General features: G+C 66.0%; 15 protein-coding genes. 6 read left to right on the top strand and 9 right to left on the bottom strand.

The window, feature by feature from the left end; translation table 11 throughout:
- Window positions 1–63: 63 nt before the first annotated feature.
- On the bottom strand, window positions 64–387 hold the full coding sequence (locus tag DL237_RS20190; protein ID WP_119400786.1) for a 2Fe-2S iron-sulfur cluster-binding protein: 324 nt from the start codon (window positions 385–387) through the stop codon (window positions 64–66).
- A 482-nt stretch (window positions 388–869) separates the two neighbouring features.
- Here DL237_RS20190 and DL237_RS20185 point away from each other — a divergent pair, with 482 nt between their 5' ends.
- Window positions 870–1376 (top strand): peptidoglycan-binding domain-containing protein, encoded by a 507-nt coding sequence (locus DL237_RS20185; protein ID WP_119400785.1) that lies wholly within the window; start codon window positions 870–872, stop codon window positions 1374–1376.
- Between the two features lie 355 nt (window positions 1377–1731).
- Here the strand turns inward: DL237_RS20185 and DL237_RS20180 are convergent, their stop codons facing one another.
- The 5 genes from DL237_RS20180 to rpiA form a co-directional block, all read right to left on the bottom strand.
- Window positions 1732–3213: a DegQ family serine endoprotease gene (locus DL237_RS20180; protein ID WP_119400784.1), complete on the bottom strand. Its 1482-nt coding sequence runs from the start codon at window positions 3211–3213 to the stop codon at window positions 1732–1734.
- A gap of 450 nt (window positions 3214–3663) precedes the next feature.
- Window positions 3664–4806, bottom strand: coding sequence for a protease modulator HflC (gene hflC / locus DL237_RS20175; RefSeq protein ID WP_119400783.1), 1143 nt, complete (start codon window positions 4804–4806; stop codon window positions 3664–3666).
- A gap of 15 nt (window positions 4807–4821) precedes the next feature.
- Complete coding sequence (gene hflK, locus DL237_RS20170; protein ID WP_119400782.1) at window positions 4822–6009, bottom strand: FtsH protease activity modulator HflK; 1188 nt, start codon at window positions 6007–6009, stop codon at window positions 4822–4824.
- A 119-nt stretch (window positions 6010–6128) separates the two neighbouring features.
- Entirely contained in the window at window positions 6129–7490 is a 1362-nt protein-coding gene (gene gor, locus DL237_RS20165) for a glutathione-disulfide reductase (protein WP_119400781.1), read from the bottom strand.
- A gap of 18 nt (window positions 7491–7508) precedes the next feature.
- Complete coding sequence (gene rpiA / locus DL237_RS20160) at window positions 7509–8297, bottom strand: ribose-5-phosphate isomerase RpiA (protein ID WP_119400780.1); 789 nt, start codon at window positions 8295–8297, stop codon at window positions 7509–7511.
- A 306-nt stretch (window positions 8298–8603) separates the two neighbouring features.
- Here rpiA and DL237_RS20150 point away from each other — a divergent pair, with 306 nt between their 5' ends.
- Both DL237_RS20150 and DL237_RS20145 read left to right on the top strand, forming a co-directional pair.
- The gene (locus tag DL237_RS20150; RefSeq protein ID WP_119400778.1) at window positions 8604–9974 is read left to right on the top strand and encodes an L-serine ammonia-lyase; all 1371 of its coding nucleotides are present in this window, start codon (window positions 8604–8606) and stop codon (window positions 9972–9974) included.
- Window positions 9975–10091: 117 nt separating this feature from the next.
- Window positions 10092–11075, top strand: coding sequence for a DMT family transporter (locus tag DL237_RS20145; RefSeq protein ID WP_119400777.1), 984 nt, complete (start codon window positions 10092–10094; stop codon window positions 11073–11075).
- Here the strand turns inward: DL237_RS20145 and DL237_RS20140 are convergent.
- Window positions 10993–11697, bottom strand: coding sequence for a thiamine pyrophosphokinase (locus tag DL237_RS20140; RefSeq protein ID WP_119400776.1), 705 nt, complete (start codon window positions 11695–11697; stop codon window positions 10993–10995). The two genes, DL237_RS20145 and DL237_RS20140, sit on opposite strands and share 83 nt — an antisense overlap.
- A 170-nt stretch (window positions 11698–11867) precedes the next feature.
- Here DL237_RS20140 and DL237_RS20135 point away from each other — a divergent pair, with 170 nt between their 5' ends.
- Window positions 11868–13046 (top strand): hypothetical protein, encoded by a 1179-nt coding sequence (locus tag DL237_RS20135; protein WP_119400775.1) that lies wholly within the window; start codon window positions 11868–11870, stop codon window positions 13044–13046.
- Between the two features lie 135 nt (window positions 13047–13181).
- On the opposite strand, the gene DL237_RS20130 is transcribed toward DL237_RS20135, so the two are convergent.
- Window positions 13182–14003: a crotonase/enoyl-CoA hydratase family protein gene (locus DL237_RS20130; RefSeq protein ID WP_119400774.1), complete on the bottom strand. Its 822-nt coding sequence runs from the start codon at window positions 14001–14003 to the stop codon at window positions 13182–13184.
- Between the two features lie 180 nt (window positions 14004–14183).
- Between DL237_RS20130 and DL237_RS20125 the strand changes: the two genes are divergently transcribed.
- Entirely contained in the window at window positions 14184–15308 is a 1125-nt protein-coding gene (locus DL237_RS20125) for a pyridoxal phosphate-dependent aminotransferase (protein ID WP_119400787.1), read from the top strand.
- A 61-nt stretch (window positions 15309–15369) separates the two neighbouring features.
- On the opposite strand, the gene DL237_RS20120 is transcribed toward DL237_RS20125, so the two are convergent.
- On the bottom strand, window positions 15370–16566 hold the full coding sequence (locus DL237_RS20120) for a pyridoxal-phosphate-dependent aminotransferase family protein (RefSeq protein ID WP_119400773.1): 1197 nt from the start codon (window positions 16564–16566) through the stop codon (window positions 15370–15372).
- A gap of 546 nt (window positions 16567–17112) precedes the next feature.
- Between DL237_RS20120 and DL237_RS20110 the strand changes: the two genes are divergently transcribed.
- Window positions 17113–17796 carry a phosphatase domain-containing putative toxin gene (locus tag DL237_RS20110; RefSeq protein WP_119400771.1) on the top strand — a complete coding sequence of 228 codons (684 nt, stop codon included), beginning with the start codon at window positions 17113–17115 and terminating at the stop codon, window positions 17794–17796.
- Window positions 17797–17893 lie beyond the last annotated feature (97 nt).

The raw sequence follows: 17893 nt of genomic DNA, 5'->3' as shown, positions 1-17893 counted from the left end.
CGCGGCGCGGCCATGGGCGGGCGGCTTGGCGCCGCGCCCCCCCGGCCTGCCGCGCCCGCCCCATCAGATCTGCTTTTCGGGCATCTGAACGACCAGGCCGTCCAACGCATCCGTGACTTTCAGCTGGCAGGTCAGGCGCGAACGCGCCGGATCCGGCTCGTAGGCGAAATCCAGCATGTCCTCTTCCATATCGTCCTTTGCGGGCAGCTTTTCGACCCAGTCCGGTGCCACGTAGACATGGCAGGTGGAACAGGCGCAGGCCCCGCCGCAATCGGCCTCGATGCCGGGAATGCCGTTGTCGCGGGCGCCTTCCATGACGGTCAGCCCGTTCGGCACCTCAACCACATGTTCCGTGCCGCCGTGTTCGATATAGGTGATCTTGGCCATACCTGCCTCATTCTGCTGTATTTGCTTTGCCCCTACCTAGCGATGCACCCAGACCTGTTCCAGTCCTTTTGCGTCCCAGGATGAGCCTGCGCCGCGCGCAAGACAGCAAATCCCGGCACATGTAGCAAATTTGTTCTGCACCCGCGCCCGCGCTGCTTCCATGCTGGCCCCCGTTCTGCCCCCCATTCTGCCCCCCCGTGCTGCCACCTGACGAACCTGTCGCGGCTGCGCGCAATCGCAACGGCACACCGGTGCCGAAAAACCTTCCGCGACTGTCGTGAACCCGTTAGCATCGCGGACACCGGTTGGCCCGACCGCACCGGCAATGGAACGATGACCCCACCCGCGCAGGAGCAACCCTGATCAACGCCCCGCCCCCAGGCCCCGGCGACGCAGCCTTCGCCCCCACCGGCAGCGGCCTGCAAGCGGGTCACTCCGGGCGTTGCCCTGTGATCGGCGGCGCAGCGAGGCCCCTGTGGTGGATGGTCGTGCTGCTGGGCGCCTGCACGCCGCAATTGCCGCCCTTTCTGCCTCTCGGCCCTGCCGAGGTCACGACGCTTTACGACAAACGCCCGGCTGAGGCCGCCTTGCACGGTTGCTGGGATCACGACCCTCAGGCGCGCCTTGCACCGGGCGCGGCGTCGCCCCGACCCGGCTCCGCCCTGTTCGACAGCCTGTCCCTGACCGGCACTGGCGCCTCGGCGATCCGTCTACCTGCGCGCGCCCTCCCTCACCCGGTCTCTGCCAGCGGGCTGTCATTTCGTGTTCCCTGCCCGGCGCAAATGACGACCGAGCGCATCGCAACCCTGCAAAGGGCCTTGGCGGCACGTGGCCTCTATGATGGACCGATTTCGGGTCACATGAGCGCAGCGACACGCGCCGCGATCCGCGCCTACCAGGGGGCAAGGGGCCTCGACAGCGATCTGCTCTCGCTCGCCGCCGCGCGGCAGATGGGGCTGATCGACATCGGGCTGGAGGAGAGTCCCTGAACAGCATCCGCGCGGCCCGTCGCCGCGTGGTGCACCCGCGCAGACCGCCGATCCGTATCGCGCCAACGGCGCGTACGCCGTCGCTTGACCGCCAACGGCGCGTAGGCCTTCGGTCAGCCGCCACCGGCGCATAGGCTGTCGGCTGGCCGCCCCCGGTCTTGCCTCTATGCGCAGGCGATCCCGCCCAGGCCGCTGCGCCTCATCACGGCGACGCGCCCGGTTTCCCACATGGGCGACGTCATGCCCCGTTTCAGCATTGCCCACGCCGACCGGTCTGAAACGAAAAAAGGGCACCCCTTCGGGTGCCCTTTCTGATGATCCCGACCCCCGGGGGCGTGCCCCCCGGCGTATCAGATCATTTGCTTTCCTCGTCGGTCAGCGGCAAGGCCACAAACCGTGGGTCACCCTGGCGGCGGATCAGCAGCAGCACCGATTTGCGCCCTGCATCCTTGGCCGCCGAAATCTGGGTCTGCAGCTCGGCAATGGTCGAAACCTTTTCCTGGCCCGCGTCGGTGATCAGATCACCCGCCCGGATACCCTTTTCAAAGGCGTTCGCCATCTCGTCGACATCAGTAACGACCAGACCCGTCGCATCTTCACCCAGTTCAAGCTGGCCTTTCAGCTCCGGTGTCAGCTCGCTCAGGGACATTCCCATCAGGTCCAGCGTCTCGGCCTCTGCGGGCTGATCCTGGATCTGCGCGGCAGGCACGGCCTCGGCGCTTTCACGACGGCCCAGCGTCACCTTCAGCGTCTCGGTTTCACCCGAGCGCCAGACTGTCACGCGCACGGTCTTGCCGACCGTGGTATTGCCGACCTGGCGCACCAGGCTGCGGGTATCGCTGACATCCTTGCCATCGAAGTTGACGATCACGTCGCCTGCCTCAAGACCGGAGTCCTTGGCGGGGCCTTCGGGAACATCCGTGATCATCGCGCCCTTGGCTTCCTTCAGCCCCATGGCATCGGCCATGTCCTCGGTGACGTCCTGAATGCGCACACCCAGCCAGCCACGACGCGTTTCGCCGAATTCCTTCAGCTGGTCGACGACCTTGGACACCACGTTCGACGCCATCGAGAAGCCGATCCCGATCGAGCCGCCGTTCGGGGACAGGATCGCGGTGTTCACGCCGATGACTTCGCCGTCCATGTTGAACAGCGGACCACCGGAGTTGCCCCGGTTGATGGCTGCATCGGTCTGGATGTAATCGTCGTAGGTGCCGCTGAGGGCCCGGTTGCGCGCGGACACGATGCCGGCCGAAACCGAAAAGCCCTGACCCAGCGGGTTGCCCATCGCGACGACCCACTGGCCGACACGGGCGCTGTCGCTGTTGCCGAAGGTGACAAACGGCAGCGGCTTGTCGGTCTCGACCTTGAGCAGCGCGATATCCGTGTTGGGGTCGGTGCCGATCAGCTTGGCATCCATGACCTCGCCTTCAAAGAACTCGATCTGGATCTCGTCGGCGTTTTCAATGACGTGGTTGTTGGTGACGATGTAACCGTCTTCGGAAATCACGAAGCCGGAGCCGAGCGCCTGGCTGCGGCGCGGGCGGGCCTGATCATTGCCGCCACCGTTACGATCCTGGAACTCGCGGAAGAAATCCTCGAACGGGGAGCCTTCGGGCACCACCGGCGAGGGGCCGGAGCGTTCGGTAACCGTCGTGGATGTGGTGATGTTCACAACCGAGGGGCTGATCTTGTCGGCGAGATCCGCGAAACTGTCGGGGAGTGCGCTTGCCGAAAGGGTCTGTCCCAGCAGCAGGACCATCGCGAGGACGCCCATGTACAAGGCGCGCAACGCCTGCGGCGTCTGGGATCGCAAGGCCAGTGCCTGTCTGTTCATTCCCAAGTCTCCTTTCAATTGAATTTGCAAGTATCATACCCGAGGGGGACGGGCAGAACATGTCATTGTTTCTAACTTAGGCGCATCGCACTGCAACACAAAGCCTATCGCGCCCCGTCAACACGGCGTGAAACCCCTGTGAGAGGATTTTTGCCGTACGATGCTGCCCACGGGATCGACAGGATTCGCCGCAAGCCTTTCAGCAAAGCCCTGATTTTCTGTAAATTTGGCAAGAATTTGACCCGACCCCATGATTGGGCCCACGATCAGGCTCGCGACCAGATCCGCGATCACGGCCCGAACGAACGCCCATATTGCCGATCAGCGTGCAAAAATCCGCTGACCTGCAAGGGGTGGGCATATCCGCCGAAACAATGCCTTAGGGGGCGAGACGCGAAAGGGCCGGCACATGGCCGGCCCTTCGCAAAAATCGTCACGACATGCGCCGGATCACTGATCCGCAGGCGCGTCCGCCGGGGCAGACACGCTGCCATCTGCATTGCCCGGCACCAGCGACGCACCCGCCGCATCGGACCGGGGCGCTGTCTCCTGGGTCTCTGCGTCGGCCGCCGCGTCATCCGCCGCCGTTTCGCTGGTGACGGGGGCCATTTCATCGGCATCCGCCGCGTCGTTACCCAGCACGTCGCCCTCTGGCGCGTTGCCTTCGTCCAGCAGCGCCGCGTCATCGCCCAGGGAGGCAGGATCGAACGGCGCCGGGCTGGCGTTGCCCGGGTTGTTCGAGCGCAGGTAGTTGAAGAACTCGCTGTCCGGCGAAATCACCATGGTCGAATTGCTGCCCTTGAGCGCCTTGCGATAGGCGTTCAGCGACCGATAGAATTCAAAGAATTCCTCGTCCGCGCCAAAGGCTGCGGCAAAGACCGCGTTGCGGCGGGCATCGGCTTCACCACGGATCACTTCGGATTTGCGCTGCGCCTCGGAAACCGTTTCGGTCTGCTTGCGGTCCGCTTCGGCGCGCAGCTCCTGCGCACGCTCGTTACCACGGGCCACCTGGTCTGCGGCTTCGCGTTCACGTTCCGCCCGCATCCGGGCAAAGGTGGCGTCCAGGTTTTCCTTGGGCAGATCGGTGCGTTTCAGGCGCACGTCGATCACCTCAAGGCCCAGCGACATCGCCTCGTCGTAGGACGCGTTGCGGATGCGTTGCATCAGTGCCGCGCGATCGCTGCTGAGGATGTCGTTAGAGCTGACCGAGCCGAGCACTTCGCGGGTTTGCGACCGCAGGATCGAATCCAGCCGTGCCTCGGCGGCGGGAATGCCACCTGTGCCGTTGGCCTGCCGGAACTGGCGCACGTCATTGATGCGATAGCGGGCAAAGGCATCGACGACCAGGCGGCGGTCATCCAGCGGGGTCACCTCGAGCGGGTCGATATCGCGGCTCAGGATGCGGTCATCGTATTTCACCACCTCCTGGATCAGCGGGATCTTGAATGCCAGACCCGGCTGGTCCTTGACGGCCACGACACGGCCGAATTGCAGGACCAGCGCATTCTGACGCTCATCCACGATGAACATCGAACTGAAGGCGCCCAGCACGACGACGACAATGGCAGGAATGATCAGAGTTGTCTTTTTCATGTCTCTTTTCCCCGGTTACTTGCTGGCATCGGATTGGGCGGCGGGGGCCGTGGCCGACCCCGGTGCCAGCTGGTTCAGCGGCAGGTAGGGCAGAACGCCATTGCCTGCATCGCCGTCGACCAGCACCTTGTTCACGTCACCCAGCACGTCTTCCATCGCTTCGATGTACAGGCGCTTGCGTGTCACCTCGGGGGCCTTGCGGTATTCGTTCAGAACCGCCGAGAACCGGCTGGCTTCGCCTTCGGCCTCGTTGACCGTCTGCGCGCGATACCCTTCGGCCTGCTGCATGATCTGCGCGGCTTCACCACGGGCCGCTGCCGTCACGCGGTTGGCATAGGCATCCGCCTGGTTCGTCAGACGCTCGCGTTCCTGCTCGGCGGCCTGCACTTCGCGGAAGGCATCGATGACTTCGGCAGGCGGATCGGCCTTGTCGAAGTTGACGCGGATCACGTTCATGCCGGAATTGTAGCTGTCCAGCGTGGATTGGATCAGGTCCTGCAAACGGCCCGAAATCGCGCCACGGTCCCGGTTCAGGATCGGCGACAGTTCGGATTGCGCAATGATTTCGCGCATGGCCGAGGTCGACACGGCGGTGATCGTCATTTGCGGGTCACGCAGGTTGAACAGGAATTTCGCCGGATCGTTGATGTTCCAGACGACCTGGAAATCGATGTCCACGATATTCTCATCCCCCGTCAGCATCAGACCGGCATCCTGGCTGCGCCCGGCGACGCCGATATCGACGTTGCGCTCGCTGGTGACCGAAATCACCTCGTGCGTGACCAGTGGCCAGGGGGCAAAGTTCAGGCCCGGTTCCCCGATCGCGGAATACTTGCCCAGGAACAGCTCGACCGAGCGTTCTTCGGGGCGCACGGTGTAAAAGCTGGCAAACAGCCAGAGGGCGAACACGACCAGCAAACCGATCAGCACGGTGCCGCGGGTCAACATCGGGCCGCTGGGGCCACCACCGGGTGCGCCGCCTGCGGGCCTGCGCGGGCCATCGCCCTTGCCACCCATCAGGACACGCAACTGGTCCTGGCCCTTGCGCACCAGGTCGTCGATGTCGGGCATTCCGTTCGGGCGGTTGTTGCCCGCCGGACGCCGGGTGCCGTCGTTCTGGTTGTTGTCATTATTCTCCGGGGGCGTCGGACGCCCTCCGCCGGAACCGCTGCCCCCCCAAGGACCGCCATTGTTTCCAGCCATAGTCTCCCCTTCCCTAAGGTATATCTGCTTATAACTGTGCAGGCCCTAGTATCAATTCAAGGTTGAAAGGTGCGACGCATCGGCCCTACCGATCGCATCGCGCCTTTCGGATGATCCGGTCAGGTGGTCCGGACCGGTGTGCGCATCGTCACGATTTCCTCGGCCGCGGTCGGATGCACCGCCACGGTCCGGTCGAAGTCTTCCTTGGTCGCACCCATCTTTACGGCAATACCTGCCATCTGGATCATTTCGCCGGCCGACGGGCCGACAATGTGACACCCCAGCACCGTGCGGGTTGCCTTGGATACGATCAGTTTCATCAGGATCTTCTGCGCGGCGCCGCCGGCAAAGCTCTGCTGCATCGGCTTGAACGACGTCGCGTAAACCTCGATCGGTTCCTTCACGCGGGCGTCTTCCTCGGACAACCCCACCGTGCCCATCTCGGGCTGGGTAAAGATCGCCGTCGGGATCAGGTCGTGATCGGGCTTGGTCGGGTTGCCCTTGAACACCGTTTCCACGAACGCCATGCCCTCGCGGATCGCGACGGGCGTCAGCTGCACGCGGTCGGTGACATCCCCGATGGCGTAGATCGACGGCACGGCGGTCTGGCTGTACTCGTCGACCACCACTTCGCCCTTGCTGCCCAGCTTGACCCCGACGTCCTCCAATCCCATGCCGTCGGTGTTGGGTTTGCGCCCGGTGGCAAAGATCACCTTGTCGAAGGTGGTGACCGACCCGTCCGTGGCGGTAACCTTTACCCCCGCGCCGTCGGCCTCCAGTCTTTGCACGTCGATGCCGGTCTGCAGGTCGATACCGGCGTTGCGCATCTCGTCCGCGATCAGGCTGCGGGCCTCTTCGTCGAACCCGCGCAGGATCTGCAACCCCCGATAGAATTGCGTGACCTTGACGCCCAGACCGTTGAACACTCCGGCGAATTCGCTGCCGATATACCCACCGCCGACGATCAGCACGGATTTCGGCATTTCCGCCATGTGAAAGATATCGTCCGACACCATGCCCAGTTCGGCCCCCGGCACGTCCGGGCGCACCGGACGTCCGCCCGTGGCCACCAGGATATGCTTGGCCGTCTTCGTCGTGCCATCCGCCAGCCTGACGGTATGCGCATCGACGACCGTGGCCCGCTGCGCGAACCGCTCGACCGCGGAATTGTCCAGCAGCCGCTGATAGATCCCCTCAAGGCGATCCAGCTCGGCCTCAAGCTTTTCGCGGAACGCGGGCCAGCTGAAATTGCCGATCTGCACGTCCCAGCCATAGGCGCGCGCTTCCTCGCCCATCGTGCCATAGCCGGACGCGAACACCATCAGCTTTTTCGGAACGCAACCCCGGATCACGCAGGTGCCGCCATAGCGGCTTTCTTCGGCAATGGCGACCTTGGCGCCGGTGTCGCCGGCAGCCACGCGGGCGGCACGCACGCCGCCGGAACCGGCGCCGATCACGAAGAGATCATAGTCGAAACTCATGGGAGGATGGTCCTTATGTCAGTCCGTCAAGTCGTTGAAGAGATTGCTCTCTTCCGGAAATTCAAGGCGCACCTCCTCCGATGTGCCTTCGTTGATGTCGCGCGTCTCGACCCGGCCATCCCCATGGCCGACGATCACCCGGTCGCAGATATCTATGAACAGGCCGTTTTCAACCACCCCCGCGACCTGGTTCAGTACCATCGCCATCTGGCGCGGGTTGCCGATACGTTTCAGGTGCAGATCCAGGATGTGATTGCCCTCGTCCGTGACATAGGGCGCATCGCCGTTCATGCGCAGCGTGATGTCGCGGCCCAGCACGTCCATGCCGACCAGCACCTCACCGATCAGCGCCTGCGTTGCGCGCCAGCCGAACCGGATCACCTCGACCGGCAGGGGAAAGGCGCCCAGCGTCTCCACTTCCTTTGCGGCATCGGTGATCACGATCATCTGATCAGAGGCGGTCGCAACGATCTTTTCCTGCAGATGCGCCCCGCCGCCGCCCTTGATCAGGTTCAGATCGCCGTCGAATTCGTCGGCGCCGTCGATGGTCAGGTCCAGCCAGCGCGCCTCGTCCAGCGTCACCACGTCGATCCCGACCTCGCGCGCCAGGGCAGCGGTGCGCGACGACGTCGGAACACCGCGAATCCGCAGCCCCTCCTGCTGCACCCGTTCCCCCAGGCAACGCACCATGAACGCCGCCGTGCTGCCGGTGCCAAGACCGACGCGCATTCCGTCCTCGACGAAATCGACGGCGCGGCGGGCGGCGACGAACTTCGCCTTGTCTATCGGGGAAAGCTCTCGGCTCATGGCAGTGCTCCGTTGCGACCGGCTTTGGGTTGGGGGCGTTATATTTAGAACCGCTCTGAGATGCGAGGGTCGATTTCCCGCTTTTGCGCGCCCTTTGCACCTCCTCCGCCATCCGTGCGAAGGTATTGGGCAACGCCCCCCACGACGCGCAGCAACGCCGGACGGACCGCAGGGGGAAACGGCCCCGGCCCGACGGTGCCACGCCAAAGCAAACCCGCTGCCGCCGTTCGCCACGCACACGGCGTCGTTTTTGGCAGCACCGCGCCGCACAGGGTCGATATGGTCAGGTCAAACAGCAGGTGAGCCATGTTCATTTCCGTCTTCGACGTCTTCAAGATCGGCATCGGGCCGTCCTCTTCGCACACCATGGGGCCAATGGTTGCGGCGGGCAGGTTCCTCGACCGGTTGCGCGCAGCACCCTTTGCCGCCCATGGGCTGCGGGCCTCGCTGCACGGCTCGCTCGCCTTTACCGGCAAGGGGCATGCCACCGACCGTGCCGTCATCCTGGGCCTCGACGGTTTCGTGCTGGACCGCTACGATGCCGAGGCGGCCGAAACTGCGCTGACCCGCATAGACGAAACCGCCACCCTGCGCCCCGATGGCCTGGGCGCCCTGTCCTTCAATCCCGCGTCGGACCTGATCTTCGACTACGACAGCGCCCTGCCCGGCCACCCCAACGGGATGAAGATCATGGCGCTGGACGCCCAGGGCGACGTGATCCTGTCCGAGGTGTATTATTCCATCGGCGGCGGGTTCGTCCTGACCGAGGCCGAGCTGGCCGCCGGCAAGGCCGAGGCCGAAGGCCCGCCGGTGCCCTATCCGTTCAAGTCCGCAGCCGAAATGCTGGATATGGCGCGGGCCTCGGGTCTCAGCATTGCCCAGATGAAGGGCGCGAACGAAGCCGCGCGCGGCCGGCCCGATGTTTCGTCGGGGATCGGGCGTATCTGGCAGGTGATGTCCGATTGCATTGATCGCGGTCTTGCCGTGGGGGGGATCCTTCCGGGTGGCCTTGCCGTGCGTCGCCGCGCCGCCGCCATTCACGACACCCTGCGTGACGAGGCCGGGCGCAACCTGGCTCCGCCCCATGTCGTGAACGACTGGATCGCCTGCTATGCCATGGCCGTGAACGAGGAGAACGCCGCAGGCGGACAGGTCGTCACCGCCCCCACCAACGGGGCGGCAGGAGTCATTCCCGCCGTCGTGAAATACTGGCTGACCCATGTGCCGACGGCCTCGCGCGACCGGCTGGGCGAATTCTTCCTGACGGCTTCGGCGATTGGCGGGCTGGTGAAATACAACGCTTCGATCTCGGGGGCCGAGGCCGGATGCCAGGCCGAGGTCGGCAGCGCCGCCGCCATGGCTGCCGCCGGTCTGTGTGCCGTCATGGGCGGCACACCCGAGCAGATCGAGAACGCCGCCGAAATCGCGCTTGAACATCACCTGGGCATGACCTGCGATCCGGTGCGCGGGCTGGTCCAGGTGCCCTGCATTGAACGCAATGGGCTGGGGGCAATCAAGGCGGTGTCGGCGGCATCGCTGGCGCTGCGCGGTGATGGCAGCCACTTCGTGCCTCTGGATGCCTGCATAGAAACGATGCGGCAGACCGGGCGCGACATGCACGAACATTACAAGGAAACCTCGCTGGGCGGGCTGGCCGTCAACGTTCCCAACTGCTGAACTGCCCGTCTGCACACCCGTCTGCAAACCCGTCTGCAAAGTTGCAAAACCGCTCTGCTGCTAAACCGTGCGGCTTGGCGATGGACACCCCCCGCTCCCGCGCCTAGCGTCGCCCCCATGAAGACCACAGCCCCCCGCCCCGATACACCCGCACCCCTGCTCGAACTCGACAAGCCCGTTCTGGGCATCCTGCTGATGCTGGGGTTCTGCGTCTTTGCACCGCTGGGCGATTCCCTTGCCAAGCTGGTGGGTACCGTGGTGCCCGTCGTGCAGCTGATGATGTTGCGCTTTGCCTTGCAGGTATTGTTCCTTGTGCCCGTCGTCTGGCTGGGCCGCCGCCCCTGGCGCGCCTCGCCGCGTGTCATGCGTCTGACCCTGCTGCGCACGCTGCTGCATATGGGCGGCATCCTGTGCATGTTCTCCTCGCTGCGCTTCTTGCCGCTGGCCGATGCCGTCGCCATCGCCTTCGTCATGCCGTTCCTGATGCTGATCCTTGGGCATTTCGTTCTGGACGAAGACGTCGGGCCGCGCCGCCTTGCCGCCTGCGCCGTCGGATTTGTCGGCACCATGTTGGTGATCCAGCCCAGCTTTTCCGAGGTCGGCCTGCCCGCGCTTCTGCCGCTTGGCGTGGCGGTGTTCTTTTCGCTGTTCATGCTGGTGACGCGCCAGATCGCCAAACAGGTCGATCCGATCGGGATGCAGGCCGTCAGCGGAACCATGGCCACCGTGATCCTGCTGCCGCTGCTGCTGGTGACCAATGCCTTTGACGTGCCCGGCCTGACGATGGTGGCGCCCGACGCGCAAACCTGGGTGCTGGTGGTCTGCATCGGGGGCATCGGCACGCTTGGGCACCTGCTGATGACCTGGTCGTTGCGCTATGCCCCTGCCTCGACCCTGGCGCCGATGCAATACCTCGAAATTCCCTTCGCGACCCTTATCGGCTGGGCGATCTTTCGCGATTTCCCCGACGGGCTGGCCCTGCTCGGGATCACCGTCACCATCGCCTCCGGTCTCTATATCATCCTGCGAGAGCGGGCCATCGCGCGTCAGAGCCCAGCAGCGCCGCAACCACATCCGCCAGCGCCGCCACCGGCAATATGACCAGCATTCCGGGCCCATCGAAGCTCAGCTCGACCGGCCCGCGCACCCGGTTCGATGTGCCCACGCGCGCATCCGGCGCAAAGGTCACCCCGTCGATCGGCCACTCCAGCCCCACCGAATGGCCGCTCACCTGTCGCATCGGGTACAGCGAAAACCGTGCGCCCCGCCCCAGCGTCAGCCGCAGGCGCGGCGGCGCGTGAAACACCACGTCATTGCTTCCCGCCAGCAGGCAGGGGCGGTCGGGAAAGCGCGCCAGCACCGAAAACGCGGCCAGCATGTGATCGACCTGCGCGCCCAGAAACCCGACCCCCAGCACCAGCGGCGCCTCGATCCGGGTCAGGCATTTCTCGAAATCCGTGCTGTCCTGCTCCGTCACCCGGTGCAGGCGTTCGGGCGGCAGGCGGCGCGACCATCGCGGGGTCAGCGAATCCATGTCGCCGATCACCGCGTCGGGCATCCGGCCCCGCCGCAGCAGCCATTCGGCCCCGCCATCGGCCCCGACAACGGCACCGGCCATGCCAAGCACGCGTTCTGCCACGGCCCCCGGCACATCGCCGCCACCGATCAGGGCCACCGGCCCCGCGCTCTCAATCACGCTGTCTATCAGGCCGATCTCGGTCATTTTGCCCCGGAGTTAAGTCTTCAGTTACCACAATATCGCCACAAAATGACACCGTCCGCACCATAGAATCAGACCGATTATGGTGCATCAAGAGACAGCTACCACCGGAGTCATGCCGGGGCACACCGGGGCCATGCCGCCAATCGGCCCGAAACGCCAGCCTGAGCGAGATGAAATTGGCCGAGTCCAGTACGATCCTGACAGTGTCTTATGGCACCTTTTCCTGCACGCTGGAGGGATTCGATGATGCCGTTGCCTCGGTCAAAACGCTGACCGAGTATTTTCGCGCCCTAGCAGCCCAGGACCCCCAATTCGGCGCCACCCCGCATCCCGCACCTCCGAATCCCGCCCCCCCGCCGACCGCACAGCCCGACGCCTCGGCCACGCCGGACACCGCGCCCAGCGTGCCGCCAACCGCCCCGGAGCCAGACGCCCGCCCCGCCGACGATCACGCATCCCGGCAGACGACAGCGACAGCGACGGCGACGGTGGCCTCTACAGCGCCGCGCCCCCCGCGGCAGGCGCCCGCCCCCTCGCACCCGGCGGAAACGCCCCCCACGAATACTGCCCAGACGGACTTGGCTCAGACGGACTTGGCCCAGACGGACATCGCCCAAACAGACACGGCCCGCCTGTTGCGCCAACCCCAGACCAGCGAGCAGGTCGACCGGATCCTGCGCGAAACCGACAGCCGCCTCGACAGGGCAGAGGCCAGCCAGCGCCGCAGCGCCCTGGCCCATCTGCGCGCCGCCGTCGCCGTCACCCGCGCCGAACAGCAGGGCCGCGCGCGCGACGGCGCGGGTGATACCGACGTCCTGCGTCTCGACGCCCCGGTGTCGCCCGGAAACCCCGCCGCGCCCGGAAACGGCACGTTGGAGGATCCATCCACCGCCCCCCCGACGTCCGAAGGCGCGCTGCCGCCGCTTCGCTTGCACAAAAGCCAGCGGATCGACCCGCCCGGCGACGCCCCGGAAAAGACGCCCGAGGCCTTTTCAACCTATGCCGCACGCCACGGCGCCACGTCCCTGCCCGACCTGATCGAGGCCGCCGCTGCGTACCTGACCCTTGTCATCGGTGGCGCACAGATTTCCTCGGCCCAGCTGATCGCCCTGGCGCGCACCGCCAGCCGGAGTGCCACCCCCGAGGCCCCGCCAGAACCCAGCCGCGACGCCTGTATCGCGGTGCTTGGCCAACTGCTCTATGATGGCAAGCTAAGCCGCCTGCGCAGCGGTCATTTCATCGCCACCGAACGGATCGGTTTTCGCCCCGCATCACAGCCGCGCACGACCGGCCGACGCGATTTCTCCGACGACCACCCGATCAGGACCACTGATCGCACCACCGGCTGACCCGCCCAATCCCGTTCTCTCCACCCTGCGTTCTCTCCACCCCGCGTTCTCTCCGCCCCGCGTTCCGACCAATCCCCGCACCGGCCCGCCAGACAGGTCCACAAAACCGCAAGGCAGTCTGTCGAACGGGTCGGGTCAGTCGAAGTTGGGCGCGCGGCCTGCCATATTGGCCGCGATCACCTCAAGCTGGTGCGCGCCGCCGATCAGGGCCGCCTGTTCACGGCTTTCGGCCAATAGCACCTCTGCCGCAGTCGCACCGCTTTCGGCCAGCGCAATCAGGCGCTTGGCCCCACGGGTGGCAGACGGGCTCTTGCCCGCGATCACATCCGCGATCCGCTGCGCCTCGGCCAGCGGATCGTCCTTCAGCTGCGTCACCAAGCCCCAGCTCAGCGCCTGTGCCGCGTCGACCGGCTCGGCGGTATAGGTCATCAGCCGCAGCACGTCGGACCGGATCAGGCCCGGCCAGATCACCATGCCGCCCATGTCCGGCACCAGGCCCCATTTCGCCTCCATGATCGCCAGATTCGTCTCCGGGTGCGCAATGCGGATATCCGCCCCCATGGCCAGTTGCAGCCCCGCGCCAAAGGCCACGCCCTGCATCGCGGCAATCACCGGCACCTCGATCTCGCGCCAGACCATGCAGACCTGCTGCATCAGATTGGCATCGCCATGGGTGCGCGGCATCACCCGCGCCACCGGATCTTCGCTGGCGAACTTGCCGAACGACGCCACATCAAGCCCGGCGCAAAACGCCCGCCCCTCGGCCGCCAGCACCACGGCCCGGATATCCTCGCGCCCCCGCAGGCTCTCGCCCGCCGCGACAATGGCCTCGGCCATGGCCGGATCGACCGCGTTCATCTTGTCGCCCCGCGTCAGCGTCACGTGGGCCACGTGGTCACGCACCTCGATCCGCACCCGCGCGGCAACCTGCGCCGCGAACTCGCCCTGCTCGGTCATGACAGTCTCCTCCTCTTTGGCTCGGATCATCGCGGCGCATCGCGCTGCTGTCGACCCTCCTCCCGGCGTCCAACGCAACGTCACGACGCCCGCCAACGCGCTGCAATGCGGCGAAAAAACCCGGCAGAAGCCGCGTTCAAATTTCTTGCGAAACGCCGCGCCGCGCGGCACATAGGCGCCATGAGCAATGCCCGTCTTACCCCGCTGGCCGCCAGCCTTCCCTCCACCGTCCCCTTCATCGGGCCGGAGGAGCTTGAACGCCGTCGCGGCACCCCCTTCACCGCCCGCCTCGGCGCGAACGAAAACGGCTTCGGCCCCTCGCCCCTGGCCCTCGCGGCGATGCAGGACGCCGACGGCGGGATCTGGCAATACGGTGATCCGGTCAGCCATGACCTGCGCCAGGCCCTCGCGGCGCATTGGGGCTGCACCCCCGCCAATATCGTGGTCGGCGCAGGCATCGACGGGTTGCTGTGCGACCTTGTGCGCCTGACGGTGACGGCGGGCGACACCATCGTCACCTCGCAGGGCGCCTATCCCACCTTCAACTACCACGTCGCGGGCTTCGGCGGTACGATCCAGGCCGTGCCCTATCGTGACGACGCCGAGGACCTGCCCACCCTGATCGCGCGCGCCGCCGAAACGGACGCAAAGCTGATCTACTTCGCCAACCCCGACAACCCCATGGGCAGCTACCTTCCCGGGGCCGAGATCGCGGCCGCCCTGGACGCGCTGCCCAGCGGCACGTTGCTGGTGCTCGACGAGGCCTACGGCGAACTCGCCCCCGACGACGCCACCCTGCCGCTGCCCATCGACGACCCCCGCGTGATCCGCATGCGCACGTTTTCCAAGGGCTACGGCATGGCGGGCGCGCGCATCGGCTATGCCCTCGGCCACCCCGACCTGATCACCGCCTTCGACAAGGTGCGCAATCACTTCGGCCTGAACCGCGCCGCACAGGCCGGCGCGCTCGCCGCCCTCTCCGATGCCGACTGGCTCACCCATATCCGGGCCGAGGTCGCCACCGCCCGCGCCGAACTGGCCCGCATCGCCCGCAACCATGGCCTGACCGCCCTGCCCTCCGCGACCAATTTCGTCACCCTCGATACCGGACGCGACGGGGCCTTCGCACGTGCCCTCGTCGCAGGCTTCGCGGCCGAGGGCATCTTCATCCGCATGCCCTTCGTCGCACCGCAGGATCGCTGCATCCGCGTTTCCTGCGGCCCGTCGCACGACATGGCCCAGCTCGACGCGGCCTTCCCCCGCGCCCTCGCCCACGCCCGCAACACCCTCAGCGAAACCGCCTGAGACGGCATTGAAACGCAAACGGCGCCCATCGGGCGCCGTTTCGATCTCCGCACGACAGATCTCAGCCCGCCGCGACAACCTCTGCGGCCGCGGCCAGCGCGCCCTTGCCGTGGGGGATCTGCACGGCCTGCATCCCGGCCTCGATCACGCCCAATGCGCCCAGCACCATATGCGCGTTCAGATGCCCCATGTGACCGATGCGAAAGAACCCGGTGCCATCGGGATCTTCGTCGCTCGCCATGCCGATCCCCAGCCCCAGCGTCAGCCCGGCGTTCTGCGCGGTCCATTCGCGCAACTTCGCACCGTTGCCAAAACCCACGCCCAGTGCCGTCACCGCATGACTGCGCAACCCCCGGTCCTCGATGTTCATGCGCAGCGCCCCGGCCTCGGCCCAGACCTCGCACGCGGCCCAGACCGTCCGGGCCAGGGTTTCATGGCGCTGCCAGACCGCCTCGATCCCCTCACCATGCAGGATGTTCAATGCCGCGCGCAGTCCCAGCAGGTGATGCGTCGGCGCCGTGCCGCCAAAGAAGTTGTAAAAGAAATCCGGCTCGCTGCGCGGCCGCCAGTCCCAATACCGCGACACCCGCGCCACGCCATCGCGCGCCGCCTTGGCCCGTTCGTTGAAGAACACGAAGGACAGGCCCGGCGGCGTCATCAACCCCTTCTGACAGCCCGCCACCATGATATCGACGCCCCAGGCGTCCATCTCGAACCGGTCACAGGCCAGCGAGGCAATGCAATCGGCCATCAGCAACGCCGGATGCCCTGCACTGTCCAGCGCCGCCCGCAGCGCCGCCGGGTCATTGCGGATCGAGGTCGCGGTATCGACATGCGAAAACAGCACCGCCTTGATCTCATGTTCCGTGTCGGCGGCCAGAACCTCCTCGACGCGCGCCGCATCGATCGGCGCCCGCAGCCCGAAATCGACAATCTGCGGCACCAGCCCCAATCCCTCGGCCATGTCGGCCCAACCAAAGGCAAAGCGCCCGGTGGCAGGCACCAGCACCTTGTCGCCGGGGTTCAGCACATTGCTCAGCGCCGCTTCCCATGCCCCATGACCATTGGCGATATAGATCGCGGCATAATGCTCTGTCCGCGCCACGCGCTTCAGATCGGGGATCATGCCATGGGTCATCTCCACCAGCGCACCCTCATAGATGTTGGGCGCTGGCGCGTGCATCGCCTGAAGCACGGCATCCGGCATGACCGACGGTCCGGGAATGGCAAGGTAGGGGCGGCCGTGGGCAAGGCTCATCGTCTGGTCCTTTCGGGGAAAGAGCATCTCAACGCAGCCTCCGGCCGCGCGCGGCGACAGCTTTAGCGCCCCTCTGGCGAAGGTCAATCCATGCCCGCCCTCGATACCGACACCGGCCCGCGACACGCCGCAAAAGACACCGATGCCCGCATCCTCCTCCTCTGGCCCTTCATCTGTCCATTCAGCTGGCCCCTCATCCGGCCTCTCATCCGGCCCGTCAGCCGTCCATTCAGTCGGCCTCTAATCCCGCCCCTCATCCGGCCTCTCATCCGGCCCGTCATCTGGCCGAAAATACCCCGGGGGGGTCGCGCCAGCGACGGGGGCAGCGCCCCCTCTCCGCCCGGCAAGGCGCGCCCCTTGTCCGACATCCCGCTATCCCTGCCACACACCCTATACTTGCCGCGCCGCTCTCCTTGCCACGCCGCCGCTGTCCTTGCCACGGCCCCGCCCCTCCCCTAAATGGGTCCGAACACGTTCAGGGCCCTTTCCTCGCGCGCATCACGCGGCGCCTTTCGCGGCCAAAGACAACGACAAGGAAACGTCGGAATGAAACTGGTCGACCGGGTCAAGAACTGGGAACGCAATTTGCGCGCCTCCTACAACACCGACCTCTCCACCCCCGAAAACCGCCGCCGCGCCGCGATCTACAATCGCTGGTTCGACCATGCGATCCTGCGCGGCATCTGGACCAATTTCTTCGAGATCGCCCCAGGCGTCTATCGCTCGAACCACCCCACCCATGACCGCTTCGAAGCGATGAAGGCGCGCGGCATCCGCACGGTGCTGAACCTGCGCGGCGCCGCCGGGGCCGCACATTACCTGACGGAACGGGAGAGTTGCGAGGTCCTCGGCCTCACCCTGGTCGACCGCAATCTCTACGCCCGCCAGGCCGCCTCCGCACAAGAGATCCTCTCGGTGATCGACGCCTTCCGCAGCATCGAGAAACCCTTCGTGATGCACTGCAAGTCCGGGGCCGACCGCGCCGGCTTCGCCGCCGCCATCTACCTGATGGTGATCGAGGGGCGCCCCGTCTCCGAAGCCCGCAAGATGCTCTCGCCGAAATACATCCACTTCAGGTTCACCAAGACCGGCATCCTCGATCATATCCTCGATGCCTATGCCAAACGCCACGCCGAAACCGGCGTCGGGTTCGAGGAATGGGTGCGCCACGACTACGACCCCGAGACCTTGCAGAGCGAATTCAACACCCGCAACCGGTGGGCGCTGTGACCGGCCCGGCCGCCCCGCCCGGCCCCGCCCGCCCGCCTGACGACAGCGGCCCGGTCACGCCCGATACCCCCGCCCCCAAATCGCCCGCCCCCACCTC

This window comes from Pseudooceanicola sediminis (assembly GCF_003575965.1).
Taxonomy (GTDB): domain Bacteria; phylum Pseudomonadota; class Alphaproteobacteria; order Rhodobacterales; family Rhodobacteraceae; genus Pseudooceanicola; species Pseudooceanicola sediminis.
This window is presented reverse-complemented; position numbering and strand designations above follow the sequence as displayed.